This is a genomic window from Janthinobacterium sp. GW822-FHT07H11, assembly GCF_058798615.1.
Window position 1 is genome coordinate 4,173,878 of record NZ_CM179507.1, and the last position, 13,273, is coordinate 4,187,150.

A 13,273-nucleotide genomic window follows, 5' to 3' on the forward strand; every position below is an offset into this window, starting at 1 on the left:
GTCCGCCAGCATGTCGCTTCGGCATGCTCAAGAACATAGCTGGCGGGAGCAGGCCGAGAGGCGTCAAGCTGGCTTCTTTCATCGTGGCAACTGCTACTTCGCCGCAGCCGCCGTCAGCTGCACCAGCTTGCGCTCGACAAAGGCCTGCAGCTGCGGTGACAGCGTTTGCAAGCCCCTGGCCCGCTCGTAGGCCTGGCGCGCCTGGGCCGGGTGGTTGTCGGCCTGCAAGGCAATCCCGTACCCCATCCACCAGACGCTGTTGTCGGGCGCCGCCTGCAGGGCCAGCTGGTACTGTTCCGCCGCCTCGCGGTAGCGCTGCTCGCGCTGCAGCACGCCAGCGAGGAAGGCGCGGTAGTCGCCGCTGTCGCTGGCGTAGGGCAGGCTGCGCGTCAGGGTATCGAGGGCCGCCGCGCCGCCGCCGGCCTTGTCCAGCTGCAGACGGGCCAGCATCATGGCTTGCGCCGGCTGTTTCGGGTCCAGCGCCAGGCTCAGCTGCAACTGACGGGCCGCTTCGTCCGGGCGCTGCGCTTCGAGCAGCAGGCGCACCAGGGTTTCGCGCGCACCCTGGTGGCGCGGGTCCAGCTGCAGGGTCTGCTGCAAGGCCAGCATGGCGTCGGACACGCGGCCATCCTGCAACTGGGCCAACGCGCGCCGGTACTCATTCTCCACGCGCTGCTGCGGCGTGACTTGTTTTCCATCAATGATACGCTCGCTGGCGGCGGGCGCGGCAGCCCTCGGCACGGGCACGGCGGCAGGCTTGGCGGCCTTTTCCGTGATGCGGCGCAGTTCGGCAGGCTTGGCCTTCGCGGGCGCGGCCTCCTCGGCCTGGAACACGGGTTCGGGTGCCGCCGCCGGGGCGGGCGCCAGCGGTGCGGCGGCCACGGCGACAGCTACAGGCACAGGAACGGGCACCGGAACCGGCGCCGGAACCGGGTTGCTGGCCACGCTGACCAGCACGGGCGGCACCGCCGGACGCTTCAGGTAGAGCCAGCCCAGCGCGATGGCAACGGCCGTCAGGCCGGCCACGCCGCCGAACACCAGCGCGCGCGGCAGGCCGCGCTCGCGCTCGGGCACGGAGCGGATGCCGGCCGCGTCGCCGCGTCCATCGGGCGTGCCGCGGGCATCGAGGTCTTGCAACATCTTGTTAATCAGGCTCATCTACAGGCTCATCTTCGTCATCGGTTCAATAAAGTCCAGCTCACGCCGCAGGCGGCGGCCAGCACGCCGGCGCCGGCCAGCCAGGGCCAGGGGCGCTGCCACAAGCGCGGCTTGCTGGCCAGGGTGTCGCTGGCGGCCAGGGTCACGTGGCGGCCGCTGACCTGCTGCCGGCCCTCGCCATACGCCACCATCAGCGCCTTGTGCGCCATGATGTTGATCAGGCGCGGGATGCCGCCGGAAGCCTGGTACAGCTTGCGCACGCCGCCGCGGCTGAACAGGCGCGCGCCGTCGAAACCGGCCACGCGCAGGCGGTGCGCCACATAGAAATCGACGTCGTCGCGCGACAACGGCCCCAGGTGGTAATGAAAGGTGATGCGCTGCGCCAGCTGGCGGATTTCCGGCAGGGCCAGCTTGACGTCCAGCTCGGGCTGGCCGAACAGCACGATCTGCAGCAACTTGCGCTTTTCCGTTTCCAGGTTGGTCAGCAGGCGCAGCGCTTCCAGGCTGTCGACGGGAATCGCCTGCGCCTCGTCCACGCACAGCAGCACGCGCTTGCCCTGCGCCGCCAGGTTGAGCAAGCGCAAGTTGAGAGACTTGAGCAATTGATGCTGGTCAGCATCTTTCTCCAACAATACATCGAGCTCGTCGGCCAGGGCCAGGATCAGCGAACGGGGCGGCAAGTTCGGATTCGGGATGTAGGCCGTGACGAATTCCGGCCCCAGCGACTGCATGAACTTGCGGCACAAAAAAGTCTTGCCGGTACCCACTTCGCCAGTGATCTTGATGAAACCCTCGCCATTGCGCGCCGCCACCAGCAAGGTGTTGAGCGCCTTTTGCGACTGCGGGCCGTTAAAAAAGAAACTGGTATCGGGCGTAAGGCCGAACGGCGCCTCGCGCAAGCCGAAATGGGCCTGGTACATTTAGCGCCGCTCCGATGGCCGGCGCGGATCGAGCGCCTCGATGCGCTTGCCCGAATCGAGCAAGTCCTCGTTCCAACTGTTGGCGCCATCGACGATGGTGGGCTTGATCAGCACCACCAGCTCGCGCTTCTGGATCACCTGGCCCGTGTTGCGGAACAACACGCCCAGCACGGGAATATCACCCGCGCCCGGCACTTGCGAGCGGTCCGAGGTGGTCGCCTGGCGCATCAGGCCGCCGATCGCGACGATGCGCCCGTCCTGGCTGCGCACCATGCTGTCCATTTCGGACGTGCTGGACGCGGCCAGCGGCAGCTTGAGCGAACCGGCACTGCCCAGGTCGACCTCCTTGTTGACGGTGGTCACCTGGCTCACGGACGGGTGCACGTGCAGGATGATGTTGCCGTCGGCATCGATCTGCGGCGTCACGTCCAGCACCACGCCGGAAAAGAACGGTTGCAAGGTCACGTTCGGGCTGGTGGTGGCGCCGCTGGCCGTGGTGTTGGTGGTGGTCGACACGCCCGTCACGTAGAACTCGTCCGTGCCTATCTTCAGCACGGCCTTCTGGTTGTTCATGGTGGCGATGCGGGGACTCGACAGCACGTGCACGGTGCCTTGCGACTCGAGGAAGGAAATCATGGCGGCAAAGTTGGCGGTCTGGAAAGCCAGGCCGAACATGGAACCGGCCGCCGTCGCCGCCGAGCTCAGGCCAAAGCCGCTGCTGGCCGTCAGGCCGCTGCCATTCGTCATGTTCGGCGGCTGGCCGCCGTTGAACGGCAAGGGCGCCAGGGTCCCGCCCGGCTGGATGAAGCCGGTCGAGATGCGGTTCGTATGGCCGCTCTTGATGGAGGCAAACGAGGCCCAGTTGATGCCGGTCTGGAAATTGTCGTTGAGCTGCACTTCCAGGATCTTCGCTTCCAGGATCACCTGGCGGTCGACGGACAGTTGCGTGGCTTTCAAATACATGTCCACGTTGCGCAACTCTTCCGGCATGGCGCGGATGACGATCACGCCCGACTGCGGACTGAGCACCACCTGCCGCCCGCCTTCCACACTGCCGACGATGGCCTCCAGCGACGCCTTCAGTTCACGCCAGAAATCCGCGTTGGAGGTGGTCGTCAGGTTGCTGCTGTCCTCGCCTGGCACCAGGCCGCCCGCGTTTGGCGGGGGGGTGTTGCTGCTGCCATTGCTGCCAGTCGCGCCAGAGACCGTCGCTCCCACCGACGCCACGGAAGTCGACGATACGCGCAGGTTGGAACTGCCCTTGCGCGCGCCCGTCAGGTAATTGACATGAAACAGCCGCGTCTGCATGGTCAGGGGCTTGATGTAGATCTGCGTGCCCTCCACCTTGTAGTCGTAGCCATACAGTTCGCGCACGGCATCGAGCGCCTGGAACAGGGTCACGTCCTTCAGGTTGGCCGAAATCGTGCCGCCGATGTCCGGGTGCACCAGCATGTTGTAGCGCGTGCCGGCCACGATGGAGGTGAAGAACTGGCGTGCCGGCACATTGTTGAACGCCACGTTGAAACGCTCGTCGAGCGCGGCGCGGGCCTTCGGCAACTGCTGGGCCAGGGCCGCCACCGGCGGCAGCAGCGCCGCGTCCACGGCATCGGGCTGGGCCGCCGGCGTGGTGGTGGCCGCCGCGCCCTTGACGGCGTCGGTGATCGCATTGTAGGTGTCGCGCTTGACGGGTGCGACGTTGCACGCGCCCAGCCCCACGCTGACGCTGATGATGGCCGCCAGTTTGCTGATCCTGATCATCGCTGGCCGATCTTTCGACTTGTCTGTATTGATATGCATGTTTTTATTTCCGTTCCGTCTTGCTGCTCGGATAGAGCTTGTACGTGTGCAACGATTTCCCTTTACGCAATACCACGGCCGTTTCCTGGATCTCCACCACGACGGCCTCGCCCACCCTGCCGCCGGGACGCACGACCTGGCCATTGATCACGGCGACCCTGCGGCCACCGGGCTTGCTGGAAATCAAAACCGATTGCAATTGCGGCTGGGACGGCGTTGCCGGCACGGCCGACACCGACACCGGCGCCGCCAGGGCGGCGGGCGGGCGCGTGGGATCGTCGACAGATTGCGCCTGCGCAAACATCGTCAGGCACGACAGGCCAAGCCAAGCCAGCGCGCGCTTCACAGGGCCATCCATGTGTCATCCAGGCTCAGGGTGTACAGGGTCAGGGTCAGGCGCGCAACGGGATACGCATCCGCCTCCAGCCTGGCCTTGCCCCAGAACACCTGGGTCGGCATCGTTTGCAGCGCTTGCATATAATTCACCATATCGGGATAAGAACCTTGCACCACCACTTCCACGCCATGCCGGTGCAGCACTTGCGCGGCGACGGCAGGCTTGGCCGCCTTCGCGTCGGCGGCGCCAGCCGGCCCGCCAGCCGCGGCGGCGGGCACGGCCTCGCCGACCACGCCCGACGGCAGGGTCTTGAGCGACAGCAGGCGCAAGCGCGCGTGCTGGCGCAGCAGATTTTCCAGCAGCATCACCATGCGTTCCGGCGCCACCAGGCCATTTTGCATGTGGCGCAGACTGTCCTTCAGCCCCGCCGTTTCCGCCTGCACGGCGTTGAGGCGGTCGCGTACGCCCTTGTCGGGGTCCATGCCGTGCGCGGCGATGGTGAGCACGATCTCCTGGTCCACGCCCATCACCAGGCCCTGGTTCTGGGCCATGCTGCTGGCCAGCGCGGCACGCTTGCTGAACAGCGGGTCGAGCAGCATGAAATAGAACACGAACACCAGCGCCAACGCGCAGGCGGCAAAGAGCAGCACTCTTTCGCGCAAGCTCAGGGCATCGAATTTTTCCGCCCATTTTTTCCAGTTCTGCCGCATCAGCGCGCCCCTCCAGGCAAGGCTGGCGCGGCCGCATGCGCCGCCTCGCCGGTCGCCGCGGCCGCCGAGGACTGCAGGCTGAAACGGACGTACGGCACGCTGTCCGCAGGTTTGCTTTCCGCTGCCGCAGCAACGGCCTCGGGCTGGCCAATGTCCAGGCTGGCAAAAGTCTTGCCCTTCAACACATCCTGCCGCGCCAGGCTGGCGATGTACGCGGGTACCTGCGCCGCATGCAAGGCCGCTCCCTGCAAGCCGATGTCATTGCCGGCGCCGACGATGCTCGCGCCCGTCAGCCAGACCCCGTCCACCTTCGCCTGCGCGAAGGCGCGCAAATAGGCGGCATAGCCTTGTGTATTGCCGAGATCGCCACGGGCCAGCACGTCGGCCGCATGCCGCAGCGATGCGCGGTCCGCCTCGGCGCTGGCCAGCTGTCCTTCCAGCGCGGGGTCCTTGCGGCGCGGCGGGAAATCCTGCAAAACCTTGTTGCGGCGCGCTTCGCGCTGCGCCAGCTGCGCCTTGACGGACGCCTCCTCGCGCTGCAGGCCGGCGACCCGGTGCTGGCCGTACCAGGTCAGCAGCAGCAATCCCGCTGCCAGCACGCCGAGCGCCTGCGCCGAGGTGGCGGCCGAGACGCGGTGCGTCTGCTTTTCAAATTTTGGATTGAACAGATTGACTTGCTGGCTCATGCGGCCTTCCCCTCATCGCGCAAGGCGGCGCCCAGCACCTGGAAATAGCGCGCCTGGATGGCCGCATCCTGCAGTTCGGGCGTGGCGGCAAAGTCGAACACGCTGGCCAGGTCCAGCAATTCCACCGGCATGTACAGATTGTCGGCCAGGTAGCCGTGCAGGCCATGCGCGCCGCCCGCCACCAGCATCAGGCGCGCCACGGAAATGAAGTGGAACTGGCGGTCGAAGTGATCGAAGGAACGCTGCAGTTCCAGGGTGATCCTGTCGTAGAACGCGCTCGCGTCCGCTTCCAGCAATTGCGCCAGCTTCACGTCGATGCGGCGTGCCTGGTACAGCTCGCCATTGTGGCTGAGCGTGAGCAGGCCGCCATCCGCATCAAAGCTGAGCATGGCCAAGCCGCGCCCCGGCGTTTCCAGCAAGGCGGCGATATTGCGCTGCGCCATTTCAGGGATATCGATGACGGACAGGCCGATCTTGCAATCGGCATACAGCGCCTGGCGCCGCGCCACGGCGGCATTGCGCGCCGCCACGGCAAACACGCTGCTGCCGCGCTGGGTGCCATTCGGGTCGCCCGGGATGTCGAACACGTCGATGGTGGCGTCCGCCAGGGGGAAGTCCAGCATATCCTTCAGGCGCCAGCCGACGGCCGTCTTGAGTTCCTCGCGGGGCACGGCGGGCGCTTCCAGCGACAACAGCTGATAGTCGCCGGCCGCCAGCACCGTGGTGCAGTGCCAGCTCGGCGCCTGCAGCTGCCTGCCCAGTTTTTCCAGCGCGTCGGCGTCGGCCGGGCGTGCCGCCGGCTGGAACGCCACGCCCCTGACGACGGGCTTGCCCTCGGCCACGCGCGTGACGATGGCGGCGCTCACGCCATCGCTGCCAAATGCCGCCGCCAGCCAACCTTCTTGTTTTCTTGCTCTAGCGAATAAACCCATGCGACCAATCCAGTGTAAGTGCCTGCCACGATCTTGTCGCGCAGATAATGCATCAAACCAATTTTAATTCATCAAGTCAACTTTTCCGTGTAAAAACAGCATATTAGGCATTTATTTTTACACTGCTTGACCAGCCCGCCTCAATCCGACAACACCGCCTGCAGGCGGCGCTGTACATAGTCCGGATTATTTTGCGCATTCGGACACCCTGCGGGCCCCGGCTGGTTGCAGGCGGTCGCCGTGACGGTCCAGGTGCGCAGCGCACCGGGGCCGGTGCTCAGCTGGCACTGCACGGTGACCGTGAAGGGGCTCAGCGAGGTGCCGGCCGGCAGCGCAAAGCTGGTGTCGCTAAAGCAGCCGGGCGCGCGCGTGGGCGGCGCTGTCAGCGGCAGGATCGGCGGCGCCGGCGTGAGCTGCCGCGCCAGGCCCCATTCGATGCCCGCGCGCGCCGCCTGCTCGGCCCGCGCGCCCTGCACGTCGAGCGCCGATTCGACCTGCTGCATGGTAAACACATTCACCATCGCCACGCCCAGGCCGGCCAGCACGACCAGCAGGAAGATCGCCGTGACGAGGCTGAAGCCGCGCACGCGGCGCGAAGGAAAGCGGGCTGTTCTCATGGCGTGTTATTGACCTGCACTTGTTGCACCAGTGTCACGATGCCTGTGTTGCTGCCCGCCGCCCCCAGCGCGAGCTGGACGGAAACGAGGCCGCGCTGCACATTCGCCAGCGCGGCAGTGGAAAAGGTGCAGCCGGCCACCCGGTTGGCCAGCAAGGCTCGCACGCCGGCCGTCGACAGCGGCGCGGCACCGGCATCGGCCGGCTGCGCACTCTGGATCGCGTAGCCGGAATAGCGGCGCAAGGTGCGCGCGACGGGATCGCAGACATAGGTGACCGGCGTGGTGACGACCTGGAAGCGGTGCGACGGCGAAGGCTGCGGCACGGCCTGCTGCAGGAAGGGGTTGCTCTGCAGGCTGACCGTCGCGCCATTCACGGCCGTGACCAGCGCCAGGTTGCAGCCGTTCGGGCTGGCGCCGCAGCTGTACGCGTCGGGCAGGTTGGCGCCAAGATTGTAGACGGCGATGAAGTCGCCCGGGGCGATCGCCTGCACGGTCGTGCCGGCGTTCGCCGGCGCCGCGCCGACGATGGTAAATTGCAGGGGATTGGCCTGCGGCGTGCCGGGGTCGAAGGCCAGCACGGAGCCCAGGCCGGGCGGATCGTCCTCGGACAGGTAGCGTCCGCCGGACTTGGTCAGCAGCAATTCCAGGTACTGGCCGTTGCCCGTCACGCGCACGCTGTTGGGCAAGGCCAGGCGGATGTCGCGCGCCATGCGGCGCGTGGCCGTGTCCGCCAGGTCGGCCAGCGCGGCGCGCGCATTCGCGTCGATATAGCCCTGCACGGGCAGGCGGATGAACATGGCCACCATGGCGCCGACGATGCCCGTGATGACGATCACGATCACCAGTTCGACGAGGGTAAAGCCGCGCGCGCGGCGCCGGGAAAGCGTCGCCATCATGGGATGCTGTTCGGCGCGTAGCGCGTGCGGTAGCCGTCGAGCACCACCTGCGGCTGGCCGCGGAAGGCGACGGCGACGCGGATCTGCAGCGATTCGCTGGCGGCAATGCCATTCAGGGCGGCAGGCGTGACCGTCACGACGGCGCCATAGCCGGCCGGAAAGGCATTGCCCGCCGCGTCCGTCGTGTAGGCGGCCGCCTGGGCATAATCGCTGACCTGGTCGTAGGGCCGCGTGCCGCGCGCCGCCGGCCCCGTGGTGCAGCCGGCCGGACTCGTTGCCGTGGCCGCCGCCGGGTCGTTCAGCGCGCAAAAGGTGAAGCGGGCCGCCTCGATTTCATCGAGCATGCCTTCGGCGATGACCAGCGCCTGCTTGCGCAATTGCGGATCGGCACTGTTATTGCTGGTCCAGGACAGCACGCCCAGGATGCCGATCACGGCCACGGAGACGATGACGATGAAGATCACCACCTCGACCAGGGTCACGCCGGCCTGCGCGCGCCGGGCCGCAAGGCGCCTAGCGGTGCACATAGCCGGTCTCCGCTTCGACAAGGATCGTGTATTGCTGGCCGCCGCCGCCCACGGTGAGGGCCAGCGCGGCGGCAAAGTCGCCAAAGGCCGTGTAATAGGGACGGCCCAGCGGGTCGAAGAAAAACCCGGCCGCCCCGCTGGTCAGCGTGAGCGCATCGGGACGCCCCACGCACAGCCAGTTGCTCTGCCCGGCGCAATACTGCAGCGTGTACTTGCCGCCGCTGTTGCCGCCGGCCGGCGGCACGACGCGGCTGGCGGGCGTGTCGCAGGCGGCCGTGAAGCACGCGGCGACGCTGTTGCCATCGAGGCGCACGTACACGGGGCGGTTTTGCGCGATGGCCAGCTTTTGCGCATAGCGCAGCATGCCGACGGCCTGGTCGGCCAGGCTGCGCGCGTCAAATGTTTCGCGCTGGAAAAACCTCGCGCCTGCCACTGCGGCAAGGATGGCGGCCAGCACCAGCACGGTGATCAGTTCGATGATGGTGAAGCCGCGCGCGCGACGATGCACGGCAGGCAATGCGACCCTGCTGACTGTTGACGTGCGTGCTGGCAAGAGTGGATGCAAAAGAAATACCCGTAAAAAAAGCCCAACTGGCTGTCACCGGACAGTTGGGCTGATGCTGCAGCGGGACAGGACCATGCCTGCCCCCAGGCTGGCTTAGCGCGTGCCTTAGCCGCAGTTCGCCTGGCTGGCGTTGATCGTGACGACAGGCGGCACCACTGGCGGGCCTGCGGCTGCCGGGGTGTACACCACGGTGCAGGCTGTATGCGCCGGATCCGGGGTGACCGTGACGACACCACCCGTGTACGCAAGCTGATAGTCACCGAGACCGCCTGCAGCAGCAACGATGCCAGCAGCGTCAGCGGTAGGGTAGCCGTTGGCGCCCGTGATGTTCACGCCTTCCATGGTCACTGTCGGCGTGGCACTGTCGCTGCTGCCAACCAGCCATTGCGCGTGATACATGGCCGAAGCCGCGCGCAGGGAACCCGCGGCAGCCTGCATTTTCGCAAAACGCGCATCGGCTGACAAATTGCTGAACCGCGGGATCGCCGTTGCCGCCAGAATGCCCAGGATGACGATGACCACCACCAGTTCGATCAGGGTGAAACCGCCCTGGGCACCGCTCTTCAGATTACGTAAGGATTTATTCATACCAGCTCTCCAAAATCAATATAAAAACATAAGACCAAAACATGAAACTTTCGCTGCGCGGACTTCAGCGTACGGCCGGGTCCGGCGTTTTCCACACCACGATATCGGGTTCCTGGGCGAGCTTTTCAACATCGGCGTCTACACCCGGCAAGATTACCTTAAATTTCATTGGATCAACCCTCGCAGGGGAAAAAATATTGCCAGAACTTAACAAATAGATGATTTTTTGTTCTTTTCTGTCATATAACCAATTCCCCTTCGGCAACTTTTCCAGATCCGGCGCATAAAACTCGCCCAGGTAATTGGCCGGCTTGTCGGCCAGCCAGTCGAACGGGTTTTGCAGCGCCAGCGCAGGCAGCCGTTCGCGCTTGTTCTGCATGTGCAGCTGCAGCGCCTGCACCCGCAAGCTGCTGCGCATGGCGCCCAGCACCTGCGTCATCGCCACCTGCTCCGCCTGCCGCTGATAATAGCCGGCCCGGCTCAGGAACACGGTCACCAGGATGGCAAACACGGTGGCCACCACCGCCAGCTCGAACAGGGTGAAACCACGCTGGTCGGTGCGCGCGGCCATCAGTGCAGCGCCGCCCGGCCCAGGTCCCAGATCGGCAGGAAGATGCCCAGCGCCAGCACCAGCACCAGCGCGCCCAGGAAGACGATGAGTATCGGCTCGATCTGCGCGGACAGGGTCTTGAGCTCATAGTCGACTTCGCGCTCGTACATTTCCGCGATCTCGTCCATCAGGTCATCCAGCGAACCCGATTCCTCGCCCACGGCGATCATCTGCAGCACCACCGGCGTAAACACCTGGGCTGCGACGGAAGTGCGCAAGATGCTTTCGCCCCGCTCGACGCCATCGCGCATCTGCTCCACGCGCGCGCTCAGGTAGGTATTGTCGACCGTTTGCGACACCACCGTCAGCGCCTGCACGATGGGCACGCCGCTGCTGCTCGACAGGGCAAAGCTGCGCGCGAAGCGGGCCATCGTGCCCTTCAGGATGATCTTGCCGGCGATCGGCAGGCGCAGCTTGGCGCGGTCCCACTTGTAGCGGCCCTCTTTCGTGCCCAGCCAGGCGCGCCAGCCGAAAAAACCGCCCGCCGCCAGCAGCAGCAGCAAGGGCCAGTAATCGATGGTGAAGCGCGACGTGCCGATCAGGACGCGCGTCATCAGCGGCAATTCGGCATGGAAGCTTTCGAATACCTTGACGAACTGGGGAATGACGAACATGTTAACCACCACCATCGCCGCGATCATGGCGAACACGACGAACGTCGGGTAGCGCGTGGCCGATTTCACGCGAGCGCGCATGTCGCGGTCGAATTCCAGGTGGTCGAACAGGCGCAGGAACACTTCATCCAGGCGTCCCGTCATTTCGCCCACGCGCACCATGGACAGGTAGAACGGCGTAAACACGGCCGGGTGGCGCGCCATCGCGGCCGACAGTTCGCGCCCCGCGTCGAGCGACTCGCGCACGTCCTTGATGATGCGGCCGAAGGCGGGGCTGATGGCCGATTCCTGCAGGCCGGCCAGGCCGCGCATGATGGGCACGCCCGCCTTCAGCAAGGTGTACAGCTGACGGCTGAACAGCTGCACGTCCATGGGCGTGACCTTTTTCTCGCTCAGCTTGTCCCACCAGCCCAGCTGGCTGGCGCCAGCCTTCGTCACCGTCTGTTTCGTGGCGCTGATGTCGACGGGCGTGCTGCCGCCCGCCATCAGCTGGTCGGCCACGGCGCCGCTGTCGGCGCCTTCCATCACGCCGGTCAGCAGCTCGCCGCTGGCGCTGCGCGCCTTGTAGGAAAAGAACGGCACCTCAATCCTCGCTCTGGTTGCTGATGCGCATCGCTTCCATCACCGTCGTGCGGCCGGCAACCACCAGCTGCACCGCGTGGCGGCGCAAGGTGTTGCCCGCCATCTGCGCCGACGCCACCCGCATGAAGTGCGAGGGATCGGCGTGGTTGGCCGCATCGGCCACGGCGCGCGTAATTTCCAGCAATTCGTACACGCCAGTGCGGCCCCGGTAGCCCATGCCATTGCAGTGCGAGCAGCCCTTGCCGTGGAAATACTGGTTGCGTTCGACCAGTTCGCCCAGCTCCAGGCGCAGCCATTCGTATTCGTTGGGCGTGGGCGCGTACGGCGTGCTGCAGCTTTCGCAGATCACGCGCACCAGGCGCTGCGCCAGCACCGCTTGCAGCGAACTGCCCACCATGTAGCGCGGCACGCCCATGTCCATCAGGCGCAGCGGCGTGCTGATGGCGTCGTTCGTATGCAGCGTCGACAGCACCAGATGGCCCGTCATGGCGGCGCGCAAGCCGATTTGCGCCGTTTCCTGGTCGCGCATCTCGCCCACCAGCACGATGTCCGGGTCCTGCCGCAGGGCCGAGCGCAGCACCCTGGCAAAATTGAGCTCGATCTTGTCATTGACCTGCACCTGGTTGATGCCCGCCAGGCGGTATTCGACGGGGTCTTCCACCGTGATGAGCTTTTTTTCCACCGAATTGAGTTCGGCCAGCGCGCAATACAGGGTGGTCGTCTTGCCGCTGCCGGTCGGTCCCGTCACCAGCACCAGGCCGTTCGGGCGGTGCACGATGGCGCGGAACTGTTCCACCAGCGCGGGCGGCATGCCGATGGCGTCCAGGCGCAAGGTGGTGCCGCCCTGGTTCAGCAGCCGCATCACCACCGATTCGCCATACTGCGTCGGCATGGTCGAGATACGCACGTCGATGCGCTGGTTTTTCACGCGGATGGCGAAGCGGCCGTCCTGCGGCAGGCGTTTCTCGGAAATATCGAGGTCGGACATCAGTTTTAAACGCAGCGCCAGCGAACTGGCGATCTTGCTGTCGGCTTCCGTCTGCAGGTGCAGCACGCCGTCGATGCGGAAGCGGATCTGCAAGCGGCCTTCCTGCGGCTCGATGTGGATATCCGAGGCGCGCACCTGGGTGGCGTCCTCGAACACCGACTGCAGCAGCTTGACGATGGGCGCCTCTTCCAGGCCCGGATTGACGGCCAGCGCGCCGAAGTCGACGGAGACGTCGCCCAGGTCCTGCTCCAGCTCGCGCGTCAGGGTGGAAATGTCTTCCGTGCGGCGATAGATGCGGTCGATGGCCGCCAGCACTTCCGTCTCGTTGACCACCGCCAGCTCGATATGGCGCTTGACCAGCCGCGCGATCTCGTCGTAGGCGAACAGGTCGGTGGGGTCGGACATGCCGACCAGCAGCCCCTCGCGGCGGTCTTCCAGCACCAGCGCACGGAAGCGGCGCGCCTGGGTTTCCGGCAGCAGGCGCACCAGTTCCGGATTGATGTTGTAAAACTTGAGGTTGATGTAGGGAATGTCCAGCTGGCGCGCCAGCGCACCCGAAATCTGCTCTTCCGTGACAAAGCCGTGCTCGACAAAGACCCGTCCTAGCTTGCGGCCAGAACGCTTTTGCTCGGTCAAGGCCTGGCCCAACTGTTCTTCCGTCAGCAACTTCTGCTGCACCAAAATTTCACCGAGCCGGACTTTCTCTGGCCTTGCCATGCTTACTCCTCGACAAATTCAACAGATAC

The 13,273-nt window shown here is 65.7% G+C and carries 15 protein-coding genes; all 15 read right to left on the minus strand.

The window, feature by feature from the left end; translation table 11 throughout:
* Positions 1–93: 93 nt before the first annotated feature.
* Positions 94–1,158: a tetratricopeptide repeat protein gene (locus AC3RCJ_RS18400; RefSeq protein WP_492964142.1), complete on the minus strand. Its 1,065-nt coding sequence runs from the start codon at positions 1,156–1,158 to the stop codon at positions 94–96.
* Between the two features lie 17 nt (positions 1,159–1,175).
* Positions 1,176–2,078 (minus strand): ExeA family protein, encoded by a 903-nt coding sequence (locus tag AC3RCJ_RS18405; protein WP_492964141.1) that lies wholly within the window; start codon positions 2,076–2,078, stop codon positions 1,176–1,178.
* Positions 2,079–3,875, minus strand: coding sequence for a pilus (MSHA type) biogenesis protein MshL (gene mshL, locus AC3RCJ_RS18410; protein ID WP_492964140.1), 1,797 nt, complete (start codon positions 3,873–3,875; stop codon positions 2,079–2,081).
* A 4-nt stretch (positions 3,876–3,879) separates the two neighbouring features.
* Entirely contained in the window at positions 3,880–4,233 is a 354-nt protein-coding gene (locus AC3RCJ_RS18415; RefSeq protein WP_492964139.1) for an MSHA biogenesis protein MshK, read from the minus strand.
* A complete protein-coding gene (locus AC3RCJ_RS18420) occupies positions 4,218–4,922 on the minus strand; it encodes a hypothetical protein (protein ID WP_492964138.1) in 705 nt (234 codons plus the stop codon). Before AC3RCJ_RS18420 ends, AC3RCJ_RS18415 begins: the two co-directional genes overlap by 16 nt.
* A complete protein-coding gene (locus AC3RCJ_RS18425; RefSeq protein ID WP_492964137.1) occupies positions 4,922–5,608 on the minus strand; it encodes an MSHA biogenesis protein MshA in 687 nt (228 codons plus the stop codon). Before AC3RCJ_RS18425 ends, AC3RCJ_RS18420 begins: the two co-directional genes overlap by 1 nt.
* Positions 5,605–6,540, minus strand: a complete 936-nt coding sequence (locus AC3RCJ_RS18430; protein WP_492964136.1) for an agglutinin biogenesis protein MshI — start codon at positions 6,538–6,540, stop codon at positions 5,605–5,607. Before AC3RCJ_RS18430 ends, AC3RCJ_RS18425 begins: the two co-directional genes overlap by 4 nt.
* Before the next feature lie 140 nt (positions 6,541–6,680).
* Complete coding sequence (locus AC3RCJ_RS18435; protein WP_492964135.1) at positions 6,681–7,157, minus strand: pilus assembly PilX family protein; 477 nt, start codon at positions 7,155–7,157, stop codon at positions 6,681–6,683.
* Complete coding sequence (locus AC3RCJ_RS18440; RefSeq protein WP_492964134.1) at positions 7,154–8,053, minus strand: prepilin-type N-terminal cleavage/methylation domain-containing protein; 900 nt, start codon at positions 8,051–8,053, stop codon at positions 7,154–7,156. The genes AC3RCJ_RS18435 and AC3RCJ_RS18440 overlap by 4 nt, the downstream gene beginning before the upstream one ends.
* Positions 8,050–8,580 carry a prepilin-type N-terminal cleavage/methylation domain-containing protein gene (locus AC3RCJ_RS18445; protein WP_492964133.1) on the minus strand — a complete coding sequence of 177 codons (531 nt, stop codon included), beginning with the start codon at positions 8,578–8,580 and terminating at the stop codon, positions 8,050–8,052. Before AC3RCJ_RS18445 ends, AC3RCJ_RS18440 begins: the two co-directional genes overlap by 4 nt.
* On the minus strand, positions 8,567–9,088 hold the full coding sequence (locus AC3RCJ_RS18450) for a pilus assembly FimT family protein (RefSeq protein ID WP_492964132.1): 522 nt from the start codon (positions 9,086–9,088) through the stop codon (positions 8,567–8,569). Before AC3RCJ_RS18450 ends, AC3RCJ_RS18445 begins: the two co-directional genes overlap by 14 nt.
* 162 nt (positions 9,089–9,250) lie before the next feature.
* Positions 9,251–9,733, minus strand: a complete 483-nt coding sequence (locus tag AC3RCJ_RS18455; RefSeq protein WP_492964131.1) for a pilin — start codon at positions 9,731–9,733, stop codon at positions 9,251–9,253.
* A gap of 64 nt (positions 9,734–9,797) precedes the next feature.
* Positions 9,798–10,304 (minus strand): type II secretion system protein, encoded by a 507-nt coding sequence (locus AC3RCJ_RS18460; RefSeq protein WP_492964130.1) that lies wholly within the window; start codon positions 10,302–10,304, stop codon positions 9,798–9,800.
* Complete coding sequence (locus tag AC3RCJ_RS18465; RefSeq protein ID WP_492964129.1) at positions 10,304–11,539, minus strand: type II secretion system F family protein; 1,236 nt, start codon at positions 11,537–11,539, stop codon at positions 10,304–10,306. The genes AC3RCJ_RS18460 and AC3RCJ_RS18465 overlap by 1 nt, the downstream gene beginning before the upstream one ends.
* 1 nt (position 11,540) lies before the next feature.
* On the minus strand, positions 11,541–13,244 hold the full coding sequence (locus AC3RCJ_RS18470; protein WP_492964128.1) for a GspE/PulE family protein: 1,704 nt from the start codon (positions 13,242–13,244) through the stop codon (positions 11,541–11,543).
* Between the last annotated feature and the right edge of the window lie 29 nt (positions 13,245–13,273).

Bases quoted from the DNA above. Each gene is read 5' to 3' on its own strand.
- AC3RCJ_RS18405 (WP_492964141.1), bottom strand. From the start codon at position 2,078: ATGTACCAGGCCCATTTCGGCTTGCGCGAGGCGCCGTTCGGCCTTACG.
- AC3RCJ_RS18420 (WP_492964138.1), bottom strand. From the start codon at position 4,922: ATGCGGCAGAACTGGAAAAAATGGGCGGAAAAATTCGATGCCCTGAGC.
- AC3RCJ_RS18455 (WP_492964131.1), bottom strand. From the start codon at position 9,733: ATGAATAAATCCTTACGTAATCTGAAGAGCGGTGCCCAGGGCGGTTTC.
- AC3RCJ_RS18470 (WP_492964128.1), bottom strand. From the start codon at position 13,244: ATGGCAAGGCCAGAGAAAGTCCGGCTCGGTGAAATTTTGGTGCAGCAG.
- AC3RCJ_RS18445 (WP_492964133.1), bottom strand. From the start codon at position 8,580: ATGTGCACCGCTAGGCGCCTTGCGGCCCGGCGCGCGCAGGCCGGCGTG.
- AC3RCJ_RS18440 (WP_492964134.1), bottom strand. From the start codon at position 8,053: ATGATGGCGACGCTTTCCCGGCGCCGCGCGCGCGGCTTTACCCTCGTC.
- AC3RCJ_RS18435 (WP_492964135.1), bottom strand. From the start codon at position 7,157: ATGAGAACAGCCCGCTTTCCTTCGCGCCGCGTGCGCGGCTTCAGCCTC.
- AC3RCJ_RS18400 (WP_492964142.1), bottom strand. From the start codon at position 1,158: ATGAGCCTGATTAACAAGATGTTGCAAGACCTCGATGCCCGCGGCACG.
- mshL (WP_492964140.1), bottom strand. From the start codon at position 3,875: ATGCATATCAATACAGACAAGTCGAAAGATCGGCCAGCGATGATCAGG.
- AC3RCJ_RS18415 (WP_492964139.1), bottom strand. From the start codon at position 4,233: ATGGATGGCCCTGTGAAGCGCGCGCTGGCTTGGCTTGGCCTGTCGTGC.
- AC3RCJ_RS18460 (WP_492964130.1), bottom strand. From the start codon at position 10,304: ATGGCCGCGCGCACCGACCAGCGTGGTTTCACCCTGTTCGAGCTGGCG.
- AC3RCJ_RS18425 (WP_492964137.1), bottom strand. From the start codon at position 5,608: ATGAGCCAGCAAGTCAATCTGTTCAATCCAAAATTTGAAAAGCAGACG.
- AC3RCJ_RS18430 (WP_492964136.1), bottom strand. From the start codon at position 6,540: ATGGGTTTATTCGCTAGAGCAAGAAAACAAGAAGGTTGGCTGGCGGCG.